The organism is Burkholderia sp. TSV86 (assembly GCF_001522865.1).
Taxonomy (GTDB): domain Bacteria; phylum Pseudomonadota; class Gammaproteobacteria; order Burkholderiales; family Burkholderiaceae; genus Burkholderia.
Window position 1 is genome coordinate 6,224 of the sequence record NZ_LOWB01000002.1, and the last position, 23,011, is coordinate 29,234.

The window sequence follows — 23,011 nt, forward strand, 5'->3', positions numbered from 1 at the left end:
ATGTCGCGCGCCGAAGCGGCGCCCGACTTCCTCGCGTTCGCTTCGGCCGATCCATCGAAACAGGTGTGGCTGACCAATGCGCGGCTTTGCGAACAGGCATCCGCCATTGCGTTTCGCCTGGCCCGCAGCACGTCGGTCGGAGATCGCGTGTTGCTGGCTTATCGGGACCCCCTCGATTTCATTCCCGCTTTCTTCGGCTGTTGCCTGGCCGGCACGATTCCGGTTCCCCTGACGCCCCGGCACGGCCGGGACACGATGCTTGCGATCGCGCAGGATTGCGGCGCGGCTGCCGCATTGACCGCCGAGGAGCGCGAGACGTTGCCGGGCATCCCATGGATGCGTACGGACGACGGCGAGCATCGCGCGCCGTTCCTGCGCGTGGCAACCGACCACAATTCGGCGCTGCTGCAATATACGTCCGGCTCGACGCGAGCGCCCCAGGGCGTTGAGGTGACGCATACCAGCCTGTGCGCGACGATCGACGATCTCGATCGCGCGGCGCTGCACGGCACCGACAGCGTCATGGTCAGTTGGCTGCCGTATTTCCATGATATGGGCCTCGTCTATGGCATTCTCACGCCGCTGTACTGCGGCTTCACCGCCTATCTGATGCCGCCGGAGACATTCGTCGCGCAACCCATGTCGTGGTTGCGCGCGATTGCGAGAGTACGAGGCACTCACACCGCGGCGCCTAATTTTGCGTATGCATTGAGCGCGGACCGGGCCGGCGAGTTGGCGCCCGAGACCGATCTTTCCTCGCTGTGTTTCGCGCTCAATGGCGCGGAGCCGATTCGCTGCGAAACCGTGCGTCGCTTCGAGGCCGCGTTTGCGCCCTTCGGTTTGCGGCCGTCAGTGGTGATTCCCGGTTACGGGCTTGCCGAAGCGACCTTGAAAGTGACGTCGGGCCGCTGCGGCGAGGGCATGCGCAGCGCCCGCTTCGATCGCGACGCACTGGCGTCGGGCCGTGCGATTCCTAATCGGGACGGTGTCGAGTTCGCATCGTGCGGCGTCAGCATGATTGACACGTGCGTGAAGATCGTCGACCCGAAGACGTGCCAGCCCTGTGCGCCAGGCATCATCGGCGAAATCTGGGTGTCCGGGAAAACCGTCGCCGACGGCTATTGGCGTCGTTCACAGCAGACACAGCAAATCTTCCGGGCGCGGCTTGCCGACGGCGAGGGCCCGTCGTGGCTACGAACCGGCGATCTCGGCTTCATTCACGACGGCTCGTTGTTTGTCGCGAGCCGGATGAAGGATCTGATCATCGTTGGCGGTCGGAATTTTTATTGCCATGATATTGAGGATTCCATATCGATGTGCCATCCGTTCATTCGGATGGGGCGGGTGTTCGCCGCAGCCATCGAAAGCGAGGATGGCGAAGGGATACTGGTGGGCGCGGAGGTGCGCAGCGGCTGCGACAAGGCAACGGCCCGCGCGATCATTTCCGCGATTCGTTCGGCGTTGATGACCGGACACGGCGTGGCTGCGGCGCGCATCGTTCTGTTGCGGCGAGGAAGCATCCTTCGCACGTCGAGCGGCAAAACCCGCCGGGCGGCCACGCGCGATGCACTGCTGCGCGGCGAATTGCAGATCGTCGCCGACGGCGGCGGCGAGGCGGCCGGCGACGCCGTTCTCGCGGAGATCGCACGCTTCGTGCCGGGCGCGGCGGCAGATCCTGCCAGCCGGCTCATCGACCTCGGGCTCGATTCGCTTTCGGCCGCGCGACTGGCCGCATCGGTGCGCGCGCATTACGGCGTGGAACTGACGTTTGCACAATTGTTTGCCGCGTCGGCCGACAGCTTGAGGAGCGAGATTGTCGGCGCGCGCGGCATACCGTCCCCGGCGCCCGCTCCATCGACGCAGCGCGACGCCGATCAGCCGTTCGAGCTTTCCGAGATGCAGCAGGCTTACTGGATCGGCCAGCAAAGCGGCGTGCCGCTCGGCAGCGTCCAGCCGCATATTCGCGTCGATTTCGAAGTCGACTATGAACGCGTGCCCGAACTCGGGCAGAGGCTGGCGCAGCTCGTGGCGCGCCACCCCGCGCTGCGGATGGCGGTGCGCGCAGACGGGCGCGCAGTCGTCGAGCCGCAAGCCTATGAGCCGGTGATTGGGCAGCGGGATTGGCGCGGCCTGGATGCGCAATCCTTGGCCGAACGCTTGCGCGATGTGCGCGCGGAACTAGCCTGCGACGATCGTCGCCCCATCGCGGCGTGCTTCACCCGCATCACTGACGCCAAGGCCATCCTGCATCTGCGCATGGGGTTGCTTGCCGGTGACCTGCGCAGCTTCCTGTTGCTCGCGCGCGAATTGGTCCACGGCGTTTCTTGCGAGCCGGCGCACGGTATCGTGCTGCTCGCGCCGCCGCCCGTGCCCGACGAACACCGAGAAGCGTGGCTGCGCCGAATCGAATCGATTGCGCCGGCGCCGGAACTGCCCGTGGCGATGGCTGCCGCCGACGTCGCCGATCCCCGTTTCGTCTGTTGTCGCGGCGAACTGCCGCAGCCGTTGTCGTCGGCATTGACGGCGCGTGCGCAGGCGCTCGGCGTCACGCTCACTTCGCTATGCATCGCCGCATTCGCCGACGTCGTGCGGTTGTGGTCAGCCACTCCCGAATTCACGCTCAACGTGACCTGCGATACGCGGGCGGCACATGCTGGGCGGGCGGTCGGCGACTATACCAGCAACACCTTGCTGTCCTTGTCCGGGCGCCACGATACGTTTGCCGATTTTGCCCGGGCGGTGCAGCGGCAAGTGTGGGCCGACCTGGACGAGCCGTGGTGCACGGGCGTCTCGATGCTGCGTGAGTTGAGCCGCCGCAACGGCGCGCCGGTGCTGATGCCGGTGGTTTTGACGAGCCTGCTTTCGGGCGATCCGGCAGACGACCTGGCGGTGCTCGACGCGCTGGGGCAGGTGGTCGACATGGCCAATCCCACGCCTCAGGTCTCGCTTCACGCGATCCTCGGCTGGCGCGGCCAGCGTCTGATGGTGATGTGGGAGTACGTCGAGCAACTGTTTCCGAAAGGCATGATCGATGCAATGTTCGCCTCGTTCATCGACGCACTCACGACGATCGCCGCCTCGCCATCGGCCGCCGGGCTTCCGGCCGTCGCGAAGCTCGCGCCGGATCAAGCGGCGCGGCGCGAGGCAACGAATGCGACTTTCGTTGAGCGAGCGCCGCGCCGGCTGGAGACACCGTTCGTCCGGCACGCGATGGAGCGCCCTGATGCGATCGCCGTGACGCAGGGCAGTGTGGCAACAACCTATGGTGCGCTGTTGCGCGACGCCCAAGACATCGGCAGCGCGCTGCAGCGGCGCGGCGTTACGCGCGGCGACGTGGTCGCGGCGATCGTCGAGCCGGGCGCTAGCGCAGTGGCGGCCTTGATCGGCATCGAACTGGCTGGCGCGGCGTATCTGCCGGTCGAGCCAACTTGGCCGGCGGCACGCATCGACGAGCTGCTGCGCGAAGCCGGCGCACGCGATGCGGTCGTGACGACGGCCGGCATGGACTTGCCGGTGCCGTCGCTGCGCATCGACCGTCCGCTGGCGCGTGCAATACCCGATCCAGTGACAGACGCACAGGCAGGCGATGCCGCTTACGTGATTTTCACGTCCGGCTCGACGGGCCGGCCCAAAGGCGTGGTCGTCACGCATGAAGCCGCGGCTAATACGATCGACGACATCAACGAGCGTTTCGCCGTGGGGCCGGCGGATCGCGTGCTGTGCGTGTCGTCGCTCGCTTTCGATCTGTCGGTCTACGACATATTCGGGCTGCTCGCGGCCGGGGGGGCAGTGGTGTTTCCCGAGCGGGCGCGCGATCCCGATGCGATCGCGCAGGCGTTGAGCCGCGCCGCGGTGACGATCTGGAATTCTGTGCCGGCCGTGCTTGAGCTGGTTCTCGAGGTGGCTGCGCCGCGCTCGCCGGATCTGAGGCTCGCATTGCTGAGCGGCGATTGGATCGCGCCGGCGCTGTCCGTGCGGCTGCGCGAAGCGTTTCAGCACGCGCAGCCGATCAGCCTGGGCGGTGCGACTGAGGCGTCGATCTGGTCGGTCGTTCACCCGATCGCGCCCGCCGACGCGGCGCTGGCTTCGATTCCATATGGCAAGCCGTTGTCGAACCAGCAGTGTTTCGTGCGGGCGCCCGATGGACGCGAGCGTCCTGACGGCGTCGTCGGCGAATTGCTACTTGGCGGACGAGGGCTCGCGCTCGCTTATTGCGGCAATGAGGCGGAAACCGCACGCCGCTTCTTCAGCGACGCGCACGGCCGCCGGCTCTACCGGACCGGCGATCTCGCGCGGTGGTTGCCTGATGGGAAGCTCGAACTACTCGGGCGCATGGACGGCCAGGTCAAGGTGCAGGGATACCGGATCGAGCTGGGCGAAATCGAGGCCGCCGCGATGCGCGCCGGCTGTCTCGCGCGTGCGGTCGCGTCGGTGGTCCGGCGCAACGGCGCGACGGTGATCCAACTGCATGTGGTCGCGTCGCCGCACCAGAGCGGCGATGTCGTGGCGGCGGTGCGCGCCGAACTGGTGCTCCATCTGCCCGCCTATATGCAACCGCATCATGTGGTCGTGCTCGACGCGCTGCCGCTGACGGCGAACGGCAAGGTGGACCGCGCGCGCCTGCCTGGGCCGCCGGCCCCGGCTCCCGCGCCGGCTTCGCGCGCGGTTTCGGCGGCGCGGCGCGATGCGTCGCTCGAAACGGCGATGCTCGACGCGTTCGTCGAAGTGGTGGGCGTCGGCATCGATCCGGAGCAAGGCTTCTTCGACGCGGGCGCGACCTCGATGCATATCGTGCGGTTACGCGCGCTGCTGGCGTCCCGCGGCGTGACGGTGCCTCCACTCGTCGATTTTTTCTCGCTCGCCACGATCCGGGCGCTCGCGTCGCATTCCGCGGCGAGCGGCGCCGGTATTCCCCATGTGAAAGACGTTGCCGGCGTGCGTGCTTACAGACAGCGCGCGCGCGCACGTAAGGAGGCTTTGTGACTGTTCAAGCAATACCCGTAGACGCAGTGGCGATCGTCGGCGCCAGCTGCCGGGTGCCGGGCGCGGATACGCTGGAGCAATTCTGGGCACTGATCGCCGAAGGCCGAGTCGCGATCGAGCGCTTCACCGCCGACGCGGCGCGGCGCGAAGGCGTGCCGGAGGACGTGCTGACGCAACCCGGCTTTGTCGGGGCGGGCGGACTGCTCGACGGTATCGATCTGTTCGACGCCGGCTTTTTCGGAATTCCGCCGTCGCAGGCCGCGGCGATGGACCCGCAGCAGCGGATTTTTCTCGAATGCGTATACGAAGCGCTCGAGCGCGCCGGTCACGGCGCGGCGCGCGGTTCGCGCGTCGGGATCTGGGCGGGCTCGGCAACCGTCGATTACCTGATCGACCATGTGCGCGACAGGCTCGATCGCGCGTCGCCGAACCGCTACCTGCAACAGTGGGTCGGCGTCGACAAGGACTATCTGTCGACACAGGTCGCATACCGGCTGGACTTCGGCGGTCCGGCGGTCACGCTGCAGACTGCCTGTTCGACGTCGCTCGTCGCCGTGGTCCATGCGATTCAGGGATTGCTGAGTTATCAGTGCGACTTCGCGGTGGCGGGCGGCGTCAGCATCGCGCTGCCGCAGCGGCAAGGGTATGTGTACGAGGAGGGCAGCATCCTGTCCGCCGACGGCGCGTGCCGGCCGTTCACGACGCAAAGCAGCGGCACCGTCTTCGGCAACGGCGCGGGGGCCGTGGTTCTGCGGCGCCTGGAGGATGCGCTCGACGACGGCGACCCGATCATGGCGGTGGTCCGCGGCGGCGCGATCAACAATGACGGCGCGGCGAAGGTCGGCTTCACCGCGCCGGGCGGGCGAGGGCAGAGCGAGGTGATCCGCGCCGCGCTGGCGCTCAGCGAAGTCGACGGCGCATCGATCGCCTATGTCGAGACGCACGGCACGGGCACGGCAATCGGCGATGAGGTCGAACTGGCGGCGCTGCGCGCCGCGCTGGGCGGCCGCGAGCCTGGCGGCACGCGCTGTGCGCTCGGGTCGCTGAAGGCGAATGTCGGGCATTTGAATGCAGCGGCGGGCGTGTGCAGCCTGATCAAGGCCGCGCTCGCGGTGGAGCGCGCGCAGATTCCGGCGGCGGCGGGCGCCGAACAGGCGATTGGCGCGTTGTGCGGCGAATCGCCGTTCTACCTGCCGGCGAGCACCGTGTCGTGGGACGCGCCACAGCGACGCGCGGGCGTCAGCTCGTTCGGCATTGGCGGCACCAATGCGCACGTGATTCTCGAGGCCGCGCCGTTGCGCGAACGCAGAACGCCGCAAACCGCGCCGCTGCTGTTGCTGTCAGCGCGCGGCGCGGCGCTGCGCGAGCTGTGCGCGAATTATGCGTCATTTCTCGAAGACCATCCGCACGTGCGAATCGAGGACGTGTGTTTCACGGCGGCTGTCGGCCGCCGTCATTGGGAGCAGCGCGCGGCGTTTCGCGCTGACTCTCGCGAGCGGCTGATCGACGCGCTGAAAGCCTTCGCGGCCGGCGCGCAGCATGACGACGTGGTCAGCGCGCAGGCGCCGACGCGCGTGCCGGAGGTGAGTTTCGCATTTGGCGGCGTGCGCGATCTCGACGCGGTTCTCGATCGCGTGCAGGTCTGGCAGGCGCGCGGCATCGTGCCGGCGAGTGTATGCGCGACGGGCGACGGCGTGTTTGCGGCGGCGTTCGCCGTCGGCGCGCTGAGTCTCGACGACGCGCGTAACCGCCGTGCCGACAACGTCGCCGCCCCTTCGCTGCTATGGATCAGCGCATCGTCCGGCTTGCCCATCGACAGTGCGGCGGCCGCGCGCGAGGAATTGATGCGTCCGGCGCAGGCTGCGCCGGACGCCGCGGCGGCGCTGGAAGCGGCAGGCGCCGCGTTGGTGCTGGAGTTCGGCGCCGAGCCGCTGGCCGCGGGCGTGCCCGGCGCGGCGTCACTCGACCCCGAGTCGCCCGATACGATCGCGACGCTGTGGGCGGCGAGCGTCGCGCTCGATCTGACGAAAATTTACCGTGACGGCAACCGGATCGCGCTGCCGACCTACCCATTTCAGCGGCAGCGTTTCTGGATCGACCGCGCGCCGCGCTTCGCCGGTCGCGGCGTGTCACCCTTTCTCGGGCGGCGGACCGAAGCGCCCGCGCTGCACGCTACATTTTTCGATGCCGAATGGAGCGTGGCGACCCTGCCATTTCTCCAGGACCACGTCATCTATGGAGAAATCGTCGTATCCGGTGCCGCGTTGGCGGTGATGATTGCCGATGGCGTGCGGGAAGTGACCGGGGCGCAGGAGTGCGTGTTGAGCGACTTGCGTTTTCCGGCTGCGCTGGTGATTCCGGCGCACGCGTCGCGACACGTTCAACTGCAACTGGTGCGAGACGGCGACGGCTTCGAAGCGACCGTGCTGACGCCCGAGCCTTTCGACGCGCATGCGACGGCGCGCGTCGAAACGGGCGCGACCCAAGACGCTGCGCTGCCGCCGGCCCAGGTGGGCGGCGAAGCGATCTGCGCCGATGTGCTCGATACATGGCTGCGCGAGCGCAGCGTCGTCATGGGACCGTCGTTCCGCCGCCTCTCAGAGATCGTCGTGGGCGATGGGCGAGCTTCCTGCGCAATGCGTACCGACAGCGGTGACGCGGGATGGCGGCTGCACCCCGGGATTCTCGATTCGGCGCTGCAACTGGTGGCAGCCGCAGCGCGGCCCGAAGGCAACCGGGCATTCGTGCCGATCCGCATCGCCCGGCTGGCGATCCGCGCGCGCGCCGGCGATGCGCAGTTGCGCTGCTATGCGGCTGCCGATCAAGGCCTCGCCAGCGTGTTCGATCGCAACGGCGTGCTGGTCGAGTTGACGGGCCTCGAATCGCGCGAGGTCGGCCGGAACGAACTGCTGCGAATCGAGCCGCTGCGCGACGGTTACGCAATCGAGTGGCGCAACGTGCAGGACGGCGCGCCCTTTGATTTGCCCGAGCCAATCGTCATCCTGCGCGATGCAGGCAAAATCGCTGCGGGGCTTGCATCGATCCTGCGCGACGAGGGCAAGGAGACGCTCGTCGTAGCGACGCACGACGAGATTCCGTTCGAGCGGGCCGGCCTGATCGTCGATTGCCGCGGCGCCGGCGTGCGCTCGGCCGCGCCCGCGCCGACGCTGTACGAAGGCGCGCTCGAGCTGTTCGCGACGGCCGCCCGTCGCGAACAGCCGTGCCGCATCGCTATCATCGTCGAGCCCGATGCGCCGTCAGTGGCGCCGTTACAGGCGCTGGCGCGGGCGGCGGCGATGGAAACCCCACATCTGCGCACACTGGCGGTGCATGCGAGCGACCCGCAAGCGATCCGCACCGGCCTCGACAGCTTCGATCGGGAAACGGAAGTGGCAGTTCGCGGCGTGGATGTCACCGTGCCGCGCTTTGACGAGCGCCTTTTGCCCCGGCGCGCCGAATTCGCGCTCGCGGGCGACGCGACCTGGCTGGTGACGGGCGGCTTGGGCGAACTCGGGCTGCGCGTTGCGTGCTGGCTTGCGGCGCTCGGTGCGCGTTCGCTGGCGCTCACCGGCCGGCGTCCGCCGACCGCGGCCGCGCAGCAGACACTGGCCGCGTTGCGGCGCGACGGCGTCGACGTGCGAGTGATGCAGGCCGACCTATCGCACGAAGCCGAGGTGGACGCGCTGCTGCACAGCATCGATACGACGATGCCGGCCTTGCGCGGTATCTGCCATCTGGCGGGTATCGTCGAAGATCGGCTGGTGCGCGACGTGACTCCGGAGTCGCTGGCAGCCACCTTCGCGGGCAAGGCGCAGGGAGCGTGGCTGCTGCACGAGCGCACGCGCAGCCGTCCGCTGGAGCACTTCGTGCTCTTCTCGTCGGCGGCGGCCGCGTTCGGCGCGCCCGGACAGGCAACCTACGCGATGGCGAATGCCTACCTGGATGCGCTGGCCACGCATCGCCGCTCGCTCGGCTTGCCCGCATTGTCGATCGCATGGGGGCCTTGGCAGGACGTCGGCATGGTCGCCCGCACGACGGCGAGCGCAAAGCGCCGGCTGGCGCAACTCGGCATCGGCCAGATCGAAACCGAGCGCGGGCGCGCGACGTTCGAGATTGCGCTCGTGGCCGAGCTGCCGCCGCATGTCGTGCTGCTGCCTGTCGATTGGCAACGGCTGGTCGACCAATGGCCGCCGCACGTCCCGGCGAGCCGCTTCGACGGCATCGCCACCGCGCTTCCGGGTGCGGCGCTCACCGCGTCGGTCAGCGAACTGTCAGCGCTTGCCGAGCCTGAACGGCGGCATCGACTATGCCAACTGATCGCCGAGGATGCGGCGGCCGTGACCGGCGCGAGCCTCGCCTCTCTCGATCCCGAACGCTCGCTGTTCGATTACGACCTGGATTCGCTGCTGATCACCGATCTGCGCGTAAGGCTCGAGAAGCGTTTCGGGCGCACGATCGCTACGACGGTGATCTTCTCGAACCCGACGATCACCGCGCTCGCGAACCACATGGCGCAGACGATTTTTGGCGCGGCACCGGACAATTTCGGCGCGGGCGCGGGCGCGGGCGCGGCGCTGGACGCGCCCGCGCCCGACGACGCACCAACACAAGCGCGAACAGAGCGTCTGTCGCAAGAGGAGATCGTCGAATTGCTGTCCGCGAAACTGGATGAACTTCGGGGAGGGGCCTTGCGATGAATACGATCGATCCTACTGCCCTGATGCGGGATGCGCTGATCGAAATCGAGCGCCTGCAGCACAAGCTCGGCAAATTCGAGCAGCGATGGCGCGAGCCCATCGCCGTGGTCGGGATCGGCTGCCGATTCGCCGGCGCGAATTCGCCGGACGACCTGTGGCTGCTGCTGCTGGACGGCGCGGACGGCGTTCGCGAGGTGCCATCCGATCGCTGGGACGCCGGGCGATACTTCGACCCCGATCCGGATGCCGTCGGCCGGATCTACTGCCGAACCGGCAGTTTCCTCGACGATATCGCGTCGTTCGACGCCGGCTTCTTCGGGATCTCCGCGCGCGAGGCGACGATGCTCGATCCGCAGCAGCGCATGCTGCTGGAGGTGGTGTGGGAGGCGCTGGAGCGCGCCGGCATTCCGGCGTCCGAGCTGAAAGGCACGGCGACGGGGATGTTCGCCGGCGTGATGCATCAGGACTACGCGCACCGGTTCCGCAACGCGGCCGACGTCGATCTCTACACCGCGGCGGGCAACGCGCCCAGCGTACTCGCCGGGCGCGTGTCGCACGTGCTCGGCCTGCAAGGGCCGTCGATGACGATCGACACGGCGTGCTCGTCGTCGCTGGTCGCGGTGCATCTTGCGTGCAACGCATTGCGCGCGGGCGAATGCGACATCGCCATTGCCGGCGGGGTGAACGTCGTGCTGTCGTCGCTATCGACCGCCGCGGAGTGCCGGGCGCACATGCTGTCGCCGAGCGGGCGCTGCCGATCGTTCGACGACGGCGCGGACGGCTTCGTGCGCGGCGAGGGATGCGGCGTGGTGGTGTTGCAGCGGCTCGGTGACGCGCAGGCCGCGGGCCGCGCAATCGACGCGCTGATCGCCGGATCGGCCGTCAATCACGATGGTCGTAGCGCGGGACTGACCGTGCCGAACGAGCACGCGCAGCGCGAACTGGTGCGGGCCGCGTTGCGGGCCGCACAGATCGACGCGGCCGAGGTGCAATTCATTGAAGCCCATGGCACGGGCACGTCGCTCGGCGATCCGATCGAAGCGGCGGCGCTGGCCTCGGTGTTCGCGCACCGTGCCAACGAATCGCCCGTGCTGCTCGGCTCGATCAAAAGCAATTTCGGGCATCTCGAAGGCGCCGCCGGCATCGCGGGCCTGATCAAGGCCATCCTCGGTGTGCGTCACGGCGTGGTGCCGGCCACGCTGCACGTGCGCGAACCGAATCGCGGAATCGACTGGGGCGCGGTGCCGCTGCGGCTTGCTCGACGCAACGAGCGGATCGACACGGCGCGGCGCGTCGCCGGCGTGAGTTCTTTCGGCTTTAGCGGCACCAATGCACACGCGGTGGTCGTGGCCGCCCCGCCGGTCGAGCCGGCGACGCGCGGGCCGGCCGCCGGGCCGCAACTGCTGACGGTCTCGGCCAAATCCGACGCTTCGCTGCGGCACAATGCGCTGCGCTTCGCCGAGTGTCTGTCGCGGATTGGCGCGTCCGAATGGGAAGACTTCTGCCATTCGTCGCGTGTCGCACGCGCGCATTTTCCGCACCGGCTTGCCGTCGTGGCCGCGCGGCCGGGTGAAATGGCCGAAGCGCTGCGCCGTTTCGCGCACGGCGAACCTTCAGCAGTGCAGACCGGAGTATGCGGCGCGATATCGACCACGGCGACGCCCGCGCATGCCTCGGAGTGGCTCGATTCCGACGACAGCCTCGCGGCGCTCGCGCGGCGCTACGTCGCAGGTGAAGCGATCGACTGGCGCAGGCTCGCGCCGGACGGCGCACAGATCGTGCCGTTGCCTACGTATGCGTTCGATCGGCAGCGCTACTGGCTGAGCGAGCCCGTCGACACGGGGTCGTCGCCGCTTTATCGCGTCGCCTGGCACGCGATGCCGCGGCCAGCGTTGCCGAGCCGCTCGGGCCGGCGGATCGTGGCCGGCGACGATCCGAGCCTGTGCGCCGCCGTCGCGCGCGAACTGGAAGCCGCGGGCGAGCAATGCGAGATCGTGGCCGCCGACGTCGACAGCATCCTGCACGCCGCTGCCGCCGCCGATTTGGACATCGCGCTCGTGCTGGGCGGCGCGACGGCGTGCGAACCGGTTGAGGCTATCGCGCGGCAAGGTGCGCTGCTGATCGGGCTGGCGCGGGCGTTGGCCGCGCACCCGTCATTAGGGCCGGTCGCGGTCGTCACGCGCCGGGCCGCCTGCACCGGGCCGGCGGAAGACGTCGATCCGGTCGCCATGGCCGTCAATGCGGCCGTGCGTGTCGCGCGGCGCGAACAGGGACAATTGTGGCGTTGCTCGATCGATATCGACGGATCGCAGGAGTCGCTCGCGACGCTAGCCGTTCTGCTCGGCGCGGACACTGACGAAGAGGAACTCGCGGTACGAGGCGCGACCGTGCTGGCCCCGAGATTGCGGCATGCGGGCGGAGGCGACGCGATGCCGGAGGTGACGGGCGACGCGGCTTACGTGATCACGGGCGGCACCGGCGCGCTCGGCCTCGCGACGGCCCGCTGGCTGGCGGCTCGCGGAGCGCGCCATCTGTTGCTGATCAGTCGCCGGGGCGAAACGCGACCCGACGCGCAGGCGTGCTGCGATCAGCTGCGCGGCGCTGGAGTCGAGGTTCGCGTGGCGAGCGCCGACGTCGCGCACGAGGCCTCGCTGCGCGATGCGCTGGCCATGGCGCAGCGGCCCATTCGCGGCGTCGTCCACTGTGCGGGCGTGATCGACGATGCGTCGCTCACGGCGATGACGGCGGGCAGCTTCGAAGCGGTGCTGCGCGCTAAAGTCGGCGGGGCCGACTTGCTCGATCGGCTGACGGCCGACCAGCCCATCGACCTTTTCCTGCTGTTCTCGTCGCTCTCGGTCGTAGTCGGCCGACACGGCCAGGCGGCGTATGCCGCGGCGAACGCGTACCTCGACGCGCTCGCGCACCGGCGCTGCATGCGCGCGCGTCCTGCGTTGTCGGTCGGCTGGGGGCTATGGGCGGCCGGCATGGGCGCCGGAGATCCGAAGACGGCCGAGCGCATGCGCACTGGCGGCCTGTACGCGCTGACCGAGACCCAGGCCTTCGCCGCGCTAGAGCGCGCCTTCGCCGGCGATCCGCACGTGATCATCGCCGCGCTCGACGCCAGACGAATCGCGGCGCAAGCCGATCTGCCGCGCGTCGTGGAAGGCTTGATCAGCCGCCACGCCCCGCGGCGGCGTCCGAACTTCGATATCGAGCAGTTGCGCGGACAGCCTGCCGAGGTGCGCCGCGCGCTGATCGCCGGCCATCTCGGCGGCGCGTTGCAGGCGATCCTGTCCAGCGCTGCGGCGCCGCCTCACGACGTGCCGCTGCTCGAACTCGGTATCGATTCGCTCACCGCCGCGGAGCTGCGCAACGCCATCGAGCGGTCGACCGGTGCCGCCGTGCCGATCGAGCTTTTTGTCGATGGATCGCCGCTTCGAGCCGTCGTGGAGATCGTCGCGAGCCAGATCGAGCGCCGTCTCGTCACCACCCAGTCCCGGAATTCGGAGGCCAAGATGGAGGAGATCACCTTATGAGAATCATGGAACTCATGGCCGAGCTTGCGGATGCCGGCGTTACGCTGCGACGCTCGGGCGAGCAGCTCAAGGTGACGGGGCCGTCCGGCGCGTTGAGCGCGAGCTTGCTCGAACGCTTGAGGGAGTCGAAGCAGGCGCTGCTGGACGCGATCGAGGACAAGGTGTTCGAGCGCGCGTCGGCGGTACCGCCGACCCCGGGCGAGGGAGGCAACACATGCGTCCTGTCGCCGGGCCAGCAGTATCTGGTGCTGGCCACGCGGCTCGGCGATCCGGCCATGTACAACGAACAGGCCGCCATCGAATTCGCCGGCGCCGTCGAGCCTGCGGCAATCGCCGACGCCTTTACCAGGCTGGCTCGCAAGCACGACATCCTCCGCACGGTATTCAGCGACGACGAACCGATGCGCCAAACCGTGCTACCCGACGCGCCCATCCACGTCGAAACGGCCGCGGTCCGCGACGACGACGAATTGCGCGCGCGGGCCGAATCGCTTGCGCGTATGCCGTTCGCAAGCACCGGCTTGCTGTGGCGGGTCGATTTGTTCGCCAGGCCGGATCGGCCGCTCGTGCTTGTGCTGACGATTCATCACGCCATCTTCGATCGCTGGACGATGATCCTGCTGATTCGCGATTTCAGCGCGTTCCTGGCCGCGCCCGACGAAGCTGGCGCGTCCAGCGCCGCCTCGCCACGGCTTAGCTACCGCGATTTCACCGCTTGGCAGCGCCGCTGGCTCGACAGCGACGAATACGGCACGCATCTCGACTGGTGGGGCAATGCGCTGGCGGGCATCGACGAGGCGGCGCAGATTCGCGGCGATCGCCCCCGCCCGCCGGTGCCGAGCTGGCGCGGCGCAACCGTGCGCCTGCCGATTCCCGCAGACGATCTTCGCGTGGCATTGGCGTTCTCGCGCCAAAGCGGTACGACGCTGTTCACGACGCTGCTGAGCGTGTTTCAGCTGTTTCTCTGCCGTTATACCGGCGAATCACAGGCCCTGACGCTGACGCCCGCGGCCAATCGTCCGTTTCAGGCCGCGGAAGAGATCGCGGGATATTTCATTAACCTCGTCGTGCTGGCCGGCACCGTACGTGACGACGACAGCTTCCGGTCGCTGGTCGAGCGCACGCGCGGCGTCGCCGCGCAGGCATTCGCGCATCAGGGCGTGCCGTTCGAGGCGGTGGTCGAGCGCCTGCGCTCGGCGGGAGGGCCGGGGCGCGACCAGCTGGCGCACGCGGTCTTCGCGCTGCAAAACGTCCGCCTTCCCGCAATTCACGCGGGAGGCGGTGACGCGACGCCATTCGCTCTCGACAGCCCCTTCGCCCGTTTCGATCTCTATCTGTCCATCGAAGGCGATGAGCGCGGCATGTTCGCCGTATGGCAGTACAGTTGCGACCTGTTCGACGCCGCGACCGTTCGCAGGCTGGGCACGCATTACCTGGCGTTGCTGCGCGAGGCGCTGGCTTCGCCCGACGCGCCGGCGCACTCCCTGCCGATGCTCGAAGCGGGCGAGGCGCGGCAACTGCTGCACGACTGGAACGATACGCCGCCGACAGGCGAGGGCTTTCTGTTGCACACGGGCATCGAACGGCATGCGGCTCGTTGCCCGCAAGCGCCAGCCGTGATCAGCGTGGACCATGCGCTGAACTATCGCGAACTCGCCGCACAAGTGCGGCGCGTCGCCGCCGCGGTGGCGGCAGCCGGCGCGCAACGCGAACCGGTCGCGGTGTTCCTGCCGCGCTCGCCGTATGCCGTGGCGGCCTATGCCGGCGTCATGCAGTCGGGCTGCGCGTATGTGCCGACCGATCCCGCGATGCCGCCGCGCCGCTTGCAGGACGTGCTCGGCGCGATCGGCTTCGTCGTGACCACTCGAGCGCTCGCGGGTCGGCTCGAAGGCGTTGCCGCGCGGGTGATCGTAATCGACGACGATGACGAAGCAGTGGCGGACCTGCCTGACGTGACGCTTGACGATCTCGCCTATGTGCTTTTCACGTCGGGCTCGACCGGTAAACCCAAGGGCGTGATGATCGATCATCGCGCCGCGTCGCTGACGATCGACGCGATACTTCGGCAACACGCGATCGGCGCGCAGGATCGGCTGCTGTGCGTATCTGCCGCGAGCTTCGATCTCTCCGTATTCGATTTTTTCGGTGCCTTCGCGGCAGGCGCGGCGGTGGTGTTGGCGCCCGAATCGACGGATGTCGAACCGCGGGTCTGGCTGGACTTGATGGAGCGCGAGCGGGTGACGGTCTGGGAGTCCGTGCCCGCCGTGATGGAGTTGCTGCTGGCGGAATGCCGGCGCAGCGGGCGCACGCTGCCGCCGTCATTGCGGCTTGTCATGCTGAGCGGCGACCGGGTGCCAGTGCGCCTGCCCGCGCTCGTGCGCGAAGCAACGGCCTCCGAGGTGCGCGTCATGGCGCTAGGCGGCGCGACGGAGGCGGCCATCTGGTCATGCTGCTTCGATACCGCCGAACTGGCGCCGGATGCCGCCTTCGTGCCTTACGGCCGTCATCTTCCTGGGCAGCGGCTGTATGTTCTGTCCGCCGCGCGTCAGCCCGTTCCCGTCGGCGCGCCTGGCGAGCTGTGGATCGCTGGCTCGGGCGTGGCGCGCGGCTATCTCGGCGAGCTCCGGTTGACGGCCGAGCGCTTCGTCGACAATCCCTTCGTGGCCGGCGAGCGTATGTACAAGACTGGCGACCGGGTTCGGGTTCTCCCGGACGGCAATCATGAATTTCTCGGCCGGGTGGACAACCAGGTGAAGATCGGCGGGTTCCGGATCGAGATCGGTGAAATCGAGACGGCCTTGGCGGACGCGCCCGGCGTCGAGCGCGGCGTTGCCGCCATCGTCGAGCGCGACGGGCGCCCAATGATCGTCGGCTATGTGCTTCCCGTCGCCGGCGTACCGCCCGAGGTTGCCGCCATTCGCGACGCCCTCAGGCGCCGCTTGCCGGTCTACATGCTGCCCGCGGCGATCGTTCCGATTGAAGCCGTGCCGTTGAACGTGAACGGGAAGGTGGACCGCACACGCTTGCCGGCGCCGCCGGAGCCATCGGCAAGCCCGCGTAACGACGTTGCGCTGACGCCCAACGAAGCGCTGCTCATCGGCATTCTGCGCGAGGTGCTCGGCAGCGGCGATATCAGCCTCGACGCGAATTACTTCGTGCTAGGTGGTGACTCGATCCGTAGCCTGCGCATCGCGGCGCGCGCCCGGGAACTCGGCTTCGAACTGCGTCCGCGCGCACTGATCGAAAAAGACTCCATTGCCGCTATCGCGGCCACGATCACGCCGCTCGCCGACGAAACCGCGCCGCTATGGGCGGATGCGCGGTCGGTCGAAGGTGTCGCGTCGCTAATGGCGGACATGGGCGACGTGGAAGAGGTCTACCCTCTGACGCCGATGCAGGAAGGGATGCTGTACCACGCGCTCGGCGGGGGCGGGATGTACGTGGAGCAGTTGGCCTGCACGTTGACGGGCGCGGTGGATGAAGGGGCGTTGCGTGCGGCATGGGGGGATGTGATCGAGTCGAACCCGGTGTTGCGCACGTCGTTTCATTGGGAGGGCGTGGTGCAGCCGGTGCAGGTGGTGCATGCGTCGGCGTCGGCGGCGTGGCGGGAGGAATCGTGGCCGCAGGGGCTGGATGTGGGCGCGTGGCTGCGCGCGGATCGCGCCGAGGGGCTGGAGCTGCGCCGTGCGCCGTGTTTGCGCTGCGCACTGCTGCACACGGGCGAGGACCGGCGCGAGTTGGTGGTGACGTACAGCCATCTGCTGCTGGACGGCTGGTCGCTATCGCTGCTGATCGGTGAACTGGTTGGCGCGTATGCGGCGCGAGTGACGGGCGGGATGGTGCCGCGTGCGCCGCGCAGTCCGTTCAGCGGCTATGTGGCGTGGTCCCGGTCGGCATGGGAGCGGGGAGCGGGCGAGGACTTCTGGCGAGCGGAGCTGGGCGGCTTCGACGGCACGCGGGAGCTGACGTTGCCGGCGCCGTCGGGCGATGAGGGCAGCGCGGATGGCGCGCCGGTCACGGTGGAAATCGATCGCGGCGCGCTGGAAGGGCTGGAGAAGCGTGAGCGGGTGACGCTGGCGAGCGTGGTGGCTGGATGCTGGGCGGTGCTGCTGAGCCGCTACGGCGCAAGCGACGACGTGCTGTTCGGGGTGACGAGTTCGGGCCGTCGGGCGGAGGTGAGCGGCAGCGAATCGATGGTGGGGGTGTTGATCGAGACGCGGCCGGCGCGGATCCAGGTGGATGGGCAGGCGCCGCTGGGAGCATGGCTGAGAGAGGTGATGCAGGCGGAGGCAAGACGGGAGGAGGCGGGAGCGGTATCGCTTGCGCAGATCGAGAGATGGGGCGGAGCGGAGCGGGGAGCGCGGCTGTTCGATACGCTGGTGGTGGTGGAGAACTATCCGGTGGCGAAGCTGGGGGATTTGCTCGCGGGCGGGATCGGCGTGGAATCGGTGCGAGTGGTGGAGCGTACGAACTGGCCGCTGACGGTGGTGGCGGTGCCGGAAGACGGCCGTTTGAAGCTGAGGCTGTTGTACGATCCGGCGCGTTATGGGCGTGCGTCGATCGAGCAGGTGGCGAGGCATTTGGCGCGGCTGCTGAACGCGGCCACGCAGGCGCCTCGAACGGCGACGGTCGGCGATCTGGCCGCAGCGATGCTGTCCGATGCGGAACACGCGCAGCTGCGCGAGTGGGGAACCCACACCGAACCGTACCGGGCCGACGCAACGGTCGCCACACTGTTCCGTGAGCGTGCGGCGGCGCATCCCGAACGGATCGCGCTGGAACAAGACGGCGCGCGCTGGAGCTACGCGGAGCTGGACCGCTGGTCCGACCGGGCTGCCGATGCGCTACGCTCGGCCGGCGCCGGGCGCGGCGCGGTGGTGGGCGTCGCGGGCGAACGCTCGCCGCGACTCATCGCGGCATTGATCGCCGTGCTGAAGACGGGAGCCGCCTATTTGCCGCTCGACGCAAGCTACCCGGCTGCGCGGCTGCGCATGATGATAGCCGATGCTGATCCCGCGCTGATGCTGCTAGCCGATGAACTCGATGCGAACTGGCTGGGCGATTACGCGGGACCGGTGCTGCGTCTGTCCGACTGCGAGCGACTCGCCGCGCCCAGGCCGGGCGCATCCGCTGTTGGCGCAAACCAGGCAGCGGGTGATCTGGCCTATGTGATGTACACGTCCGGATCGACAGGCCGTCCCAAGGGGGTTTGCGTCGCGCATCGCGGCATCGTGCGCCTCGCCACGGGCGGCGCGTATGCGCGGCTCGACGAATCCACGGTGATGATGCAACTGTCGCCGCTCGGCTTCGATGCGTCGACGTTCGAGATCTGGGGCAGCCTGCTCAACGGCGGTCGGTTGGTGCTCGCGCCGCCCGGCGTGCCGCTCGTCGAGACGATCGCCGGGACGATCGCGCATTACGGCGTCACGACGATGTGGCTGACCGCCGACTTGTTCCGCTTGATGGTCGAAGAACGGCCGGCCGCGCTCGGCAGCTTACGCGAGTTGCTGAGCGGCGGCGACGTGCTGCCTATCGCGAGTTGCCGCGCCTTCGTTGACGCGTGCCCCGACGTGACGCTGATTAACGGCTACGGTCCGACGGAAAACACGACGTTCACGTGCAGCCATCGCGTGACGGCCGACGATGTGCGGCGTGCATCGATTCCGATTGGCAGGCCGATTGGCAACACCCAGGTCCTTGTCGTCGACGCGCACGGCCGTCTCACGCCCCCCGGCGCGCCCGGCGAGCTGTGGGCGGCAGGCGACGGCCTCGCGCTCGGATATCTCGGCCGCGCGGATCTGAGCGCCGAGCGCTTCGTCGAAGTGCCGGCGCTGGGTGGCGGACGCTGGTATCGAAGCGGCGACCTCGTGCGCTGGCGCCGGGATGGCGCGCTTGAATTTCTCGGCCGTGCCGATACGCAGATCAAGCTGCGCGGCTTCAGGATCGAACTCTCCGAAATCGAAGCGGCACTCGGCGAGCATCCGGCCTTGAGCAGCTGCGCCGTGGCGTTGCAGCACAGCGCGGCCGACGAGAAGCAATTGGTGGCTTATCTGGTCGCCCGGGCAGGTTTGACGGTGGATACGGCTGACGTGCAGGCGTGGCTCGAAGCACGGCTGCCCGGCTACATGGTGCCGCGCGCGTGGATGTGGCTGGACATGTTGCCGCAATCCGCCAACGGCAAGATCGACCGCCAGGCGTTGCCGCAGGCGAGTGCGCCGACAGCGCCGGCGGAAGGTCCGCGCAGCGCCGCCGAGGCGGCGCTCGCTGCGATCTGGTGCGAGGTGCTGGGCCGCGACACGATCGGCGTCCATGAAAACTTCTTCGACGCTGGCGGCGACTCGATTCTCGCCATCCGCATCGTGGCTCGCGCGCGGGAGCAGCGGATTCACATCATGCCGCGCGACATACTCGAACGGCAGACGATTGCCAAGATCGCGGCCGCCACGGGCTCAGCCTTTGCCAGCGACGAGCCGGACGACGAAACCGCCGCGCCGTTGCCGCCGATGGCCCGCTGGTTCTTCGCTCAACAGCCGCCGGAGCCGGACGGGTTCCACCAGTCAGTGCTGCTGCGCGTGCCGCCGCAGGTCGAGGTCTCGGCCATTCGCGTCGCGCTCGAAACCCTGGTGGCGATTCACGAATCCTTGCGTACCGCTTACCTGCACGAAGCGGGCGGGTGGCGGCAGCAAGTCATTCGGCAGGTGCGGCCTACGTTTGAAATCGTCAAGCTGCCCGATGCCGGGGATGACGCGCTCGAAGAAGCCGCCGACCGTCTGCGCACGTCAATCCGCATCGAACACGGCGCGCTGCTCGCCGCCGGACTGCTCGAATCCCCGGACGGTGCGCGGCGGCTGTTGCTTATCGCGCATCACCTCGCGGTCGATGCGGTGTCGTGGCAGATCATCATCGATCAGATAGCCTCGCTTTGCCGCGGCAGCGACCTTGGCGCTGCGCCGACCACGATGCGGCGCTGGACCCGGCGTCGCATCGACTGGGCGGCCGCCGCGCCCGCGGGCCTGCTCGACCAATTGCTCGGCGATGCGTCACTGGCCGCGCCGCTGCCGCTCGATGGCACGGACGACGCCGGCAATGCGGCGGCATCCCGCGAGCAATCCTGCGTGCTGGATCGGACGGCCACGTCGCGGATCATCAGCGGCTTTGCCGCTGCCGAGGGTTATCGCATCGACGAGGTAACGGCCGCCGCCGTTGCCCGTGCGGTCATGCGCTGGTCCGGCCGGGACGACGTCGTGATCGATCTCGAATCGCATGGGCGCAACGGTTTCGCCAACGATCCGGAGGTTGCGTTCACCGTCGGCTGGTTCACGACCATCATGCCGGCGATGATTCGCGGCGGGACGCTCAAAGAGACGCTGCAGAGCGTGCGCGCGGCGATCAGGTCGAGCAGCGAGCATGGCGCCGATTATCAAGCGCTGTGCTATCTGAAAGGGCCGGTGCTCGATTGGTCGCCACGCCCGTTGCTGTTCAACTTCCTGGGACGGCTGGAGGCGACGGCGGGCGAATGGCGCTTGCTGCAAGCTGGGATCGGGCGCGACCGCGCCCCCTCGATGCCGCGCTCGCACCTGCTCGATGTGATGGCGGCCATCGTTGACGGCTCGCTGCATGTGAGGATCGGATATAACCGTCACGCGCATCGCGACGACACTGTCGCGCGCCTGATCGCTGACATTCAAGCGACGCTGAGCGAGTTCGGCATGCACGAGACGATCGTCGATGCGGCGGGCGGCGACGTGGAAGAGGTCTACCCCCTGACGCCGATGCAGGAAGGGATGCTGTACCACGCGCTCGGCGGGGGCGGGATGTACGTGGAGCAGTTGGCCTGCACGTTGACGGGCGCGGTGGATGAAGGGGCGTTGCGTGCGGCATGGGGGGATGTGATCGAGTCGAACCCGGTGTTGCGCACGTCGTTTCATTGGGAGGGCGTGGTGCAGCCGGTGCAGGTGGTGCATGCGTCGGCGTCGGCGGCGTGGCGGGAGGAATCGTGGCCGCAGGGGCTGGATGTGGGCGCGTGGCTGCGCGCGGATCGCGCCGAGGGGCTGGAGCTGCGCCGTGCGCCGTGTTTGCGCTGCGCACTGCTGCACACGGGCGAGGACCGGCGCGAGTTGGTGGTGACGTACAGCCATCTGCTGCTGGACGGCTGGTCGCTATCGCTGCTGATCGGTGAACTGGTTGGCGCGTATGCGGCGCGAGTGACGGGCGGGATGGTGCCGCGTGCGCCGCGCAGTCCGTTCAGCGGCTATGTGGCGTGGTCCCGGTCGGCATGGGAGCGGGGAGCGGGCGAGGACTTCTGGCGAGCGGAGCTGGGCGGCTTCGACGGCACGCGGGAGCTGACGTTGCCGGCGCCGTCGGGCGATGAGGGCAGCGCGGATGGCGCGCCGGTCACGGTGGAAATCGATCGCGGCGCGCTGGAAGGGCTGGAGAAGCGTGAGCGGGTGACGCTGGCGAGCGTGGTGGCTGGATGCTGGGCGGTGCTGCTGAGCCGCTACGGCGCAAGCGACGACGTGCTGTTCGGGGTGACGAGTTCGGGCCGTCGGGCGGAGGTGAGCGGCAGCGAATCGATGGTGGGGGTGTTGATCGAGACGCGGCCGGCGCGGATCCAGGTGGATGGGCAGGCGCCGCTGGGAGCATGGCTGAGAGAGGTGATGCAGGCGGAGGCAAGACGGGAGGAGGCGGGAGCGGTATCGCTTGCGCAGATCGAGAGATGGGGCGGAGCGGAGCGGGGAGCGCGGCTGTTCGATACGCTGGTGGTGGTGGAGAACTATCCGGTGGCGAAGCTGGGGGATTTGCTCGCGGGCGGGATCGGCGTGGAATCGGTGCGAGTGGTGGAGCGTACGAACTGGCCGCTGACGGTGGTGGCGGTGCCGGAAGACGGTCGTTTGAAGCTGAGGCTGTTGTACGATCCGGCGCGTTATGGGCGTGCGTCGATCGAGCAGGTGGCGAGGCATTTGGCGCGGCTGCTGAACGCGGCCGCGCAGGCGCCTCGAACGGCGGCGGTCGGCGATCTGGCCGCAGCGATGCTCGATGAGATAGAGCGCGAGACGCTGCTGGTTCACTGGAGCGGCGCGGATCAGGTGCTGGCGTCGCCGCGCCGGACCATCGTCGAGCGGATCGAGGAGCAGGCTCTTGCTCGGCCGGAAGCAGCGGCGTTGCGGCTGGGCGAGCGTCGGATAAGTTATGCGGAGCTGACGGCGCGAGGCCGCCGGATCGCGGCTTGGCTGCAGGATCAAGGCGCAGGCGCGGGAGTGCGCGTGGCGATCGTCGGTGAGCGGACGATTGAGACGATCGTGGCGATGTATGGGATCTTGACGAGCGGCGCCGCCTATGTGCCGTTGGACCCCGGCTGGCCGGACGAACGCAAGGGGCTGGTGATCGAGGACGCGCAGCCGCTGCTGGTGATAGGCAGTGGGGCATGGTGCGGCGGGGTGCGGCAGATCGAGTTGGCGGAACTCGAAGAGGCGGCGCAAGACGCCGCGCCGACGCAATGCCAGGCAACGGCGGAGGACTTGGCATATGTGATCTATACATCCGGCTCGACCGGCCGGCCAAAGGGCGTGATGGTGCGGCACGGCGACGTCATGCACCTGGATGGCCTGCGCGAGCGGATGGGCCTGAACGAAAGCGACGTATGGACAGCCTTCCATTCCTACGCGTTCGACTACTCGATCCTGGAGATCTGGTATCCGCTGATGACGGGAGCGACGGTGGTGCCGGTGCCGTACTGGATCACCCGTTCGCCGGAAGCATTTCACGACCTGCTGCGTACCGAAGGCGCGACGATCG

General features: G+C 68.5%; 4 protein-coding genes (1 of these 4 only partly in view). All 4 read left to right on the forward strand.

The genetic code is table 11. From position 1 onward, the window contains the following. Tightly spaced (each overlapping or abutting the next), the 4 genes in view from WS68_RS00175 to WS68_RS00190 form a layout consistent with a single transcriptional unit that may run on beyond the window. Positions 1–4,983, forward strand: a complete 4,983-nt coding sequence (locus tag WS68_RS00175) for an amino acid adenylation domain-containing protein (protein ID WP_082709718.1) — start codon at positions 1–3, stop codon at positions 4,981–4,983. Next, positions 4,980–9,680: an SDR family NAD(P)-dependent oxidoreductase gene (locus WS68_RS00180; RefSeq protein WP_231752914.1), complete on the forward strand. Its 4,701-nt coding sequence runs from the start codon at positions 4,980–4,982 to the stop codon at positions 9,678–9,680. The genes WS68_RS00175 and WS68_RS00180 overlap by 4 nt, the downstream gene beginning before the upstream one ends. Further along, entirely contained in the window at positions 9,677–13,216 is a 3,540-nt protein-coding gene (locus WS68_RS00185) for a type I polyketide synthase (RefSeq protein WP_059568895.1), read from the forward strand. Before WS68_RS00180 ends, WS68_RS00185 begins: the two co-directional genes overlap by 4 nt. Beyond that, positions 13,213–23,011, forward strand: partial view of a non-ribosomal peptide synthetase gene (locus WS68_RS00190; RefSeq protein ID WP_059568896.1) — the 5' portion only. It continues 1,106 nt past the right edge of the window; the window shows 9,799 of its 10,905 coding nt (coding positions 1–9,799); the start codon lies at positions 13,213–13,215; its stop codon lies beyond the right edge, outside the window. Before WS68_RS00185 ends, WS68_RS00190 begins: the two co-directional genes overlap by 4 nt.

Excerpts from the sequence above, each read along its gene's own strand:
- WS68_RS00175 (WP_082709718.1), top strand. The coding sequence starts at position 1 with ATGTCGCGCGCCGAAGCGGCGCCCGACTTCCTCGCGTTCGCTTCGGCC.
- WS68_RS00185 (WP_059568895.1), top strand. The coding sequence starts at position 9,677 with ATGAATACGATCGATCCTACTGCCCTGATGCGGGATGCGCTGATCGAA.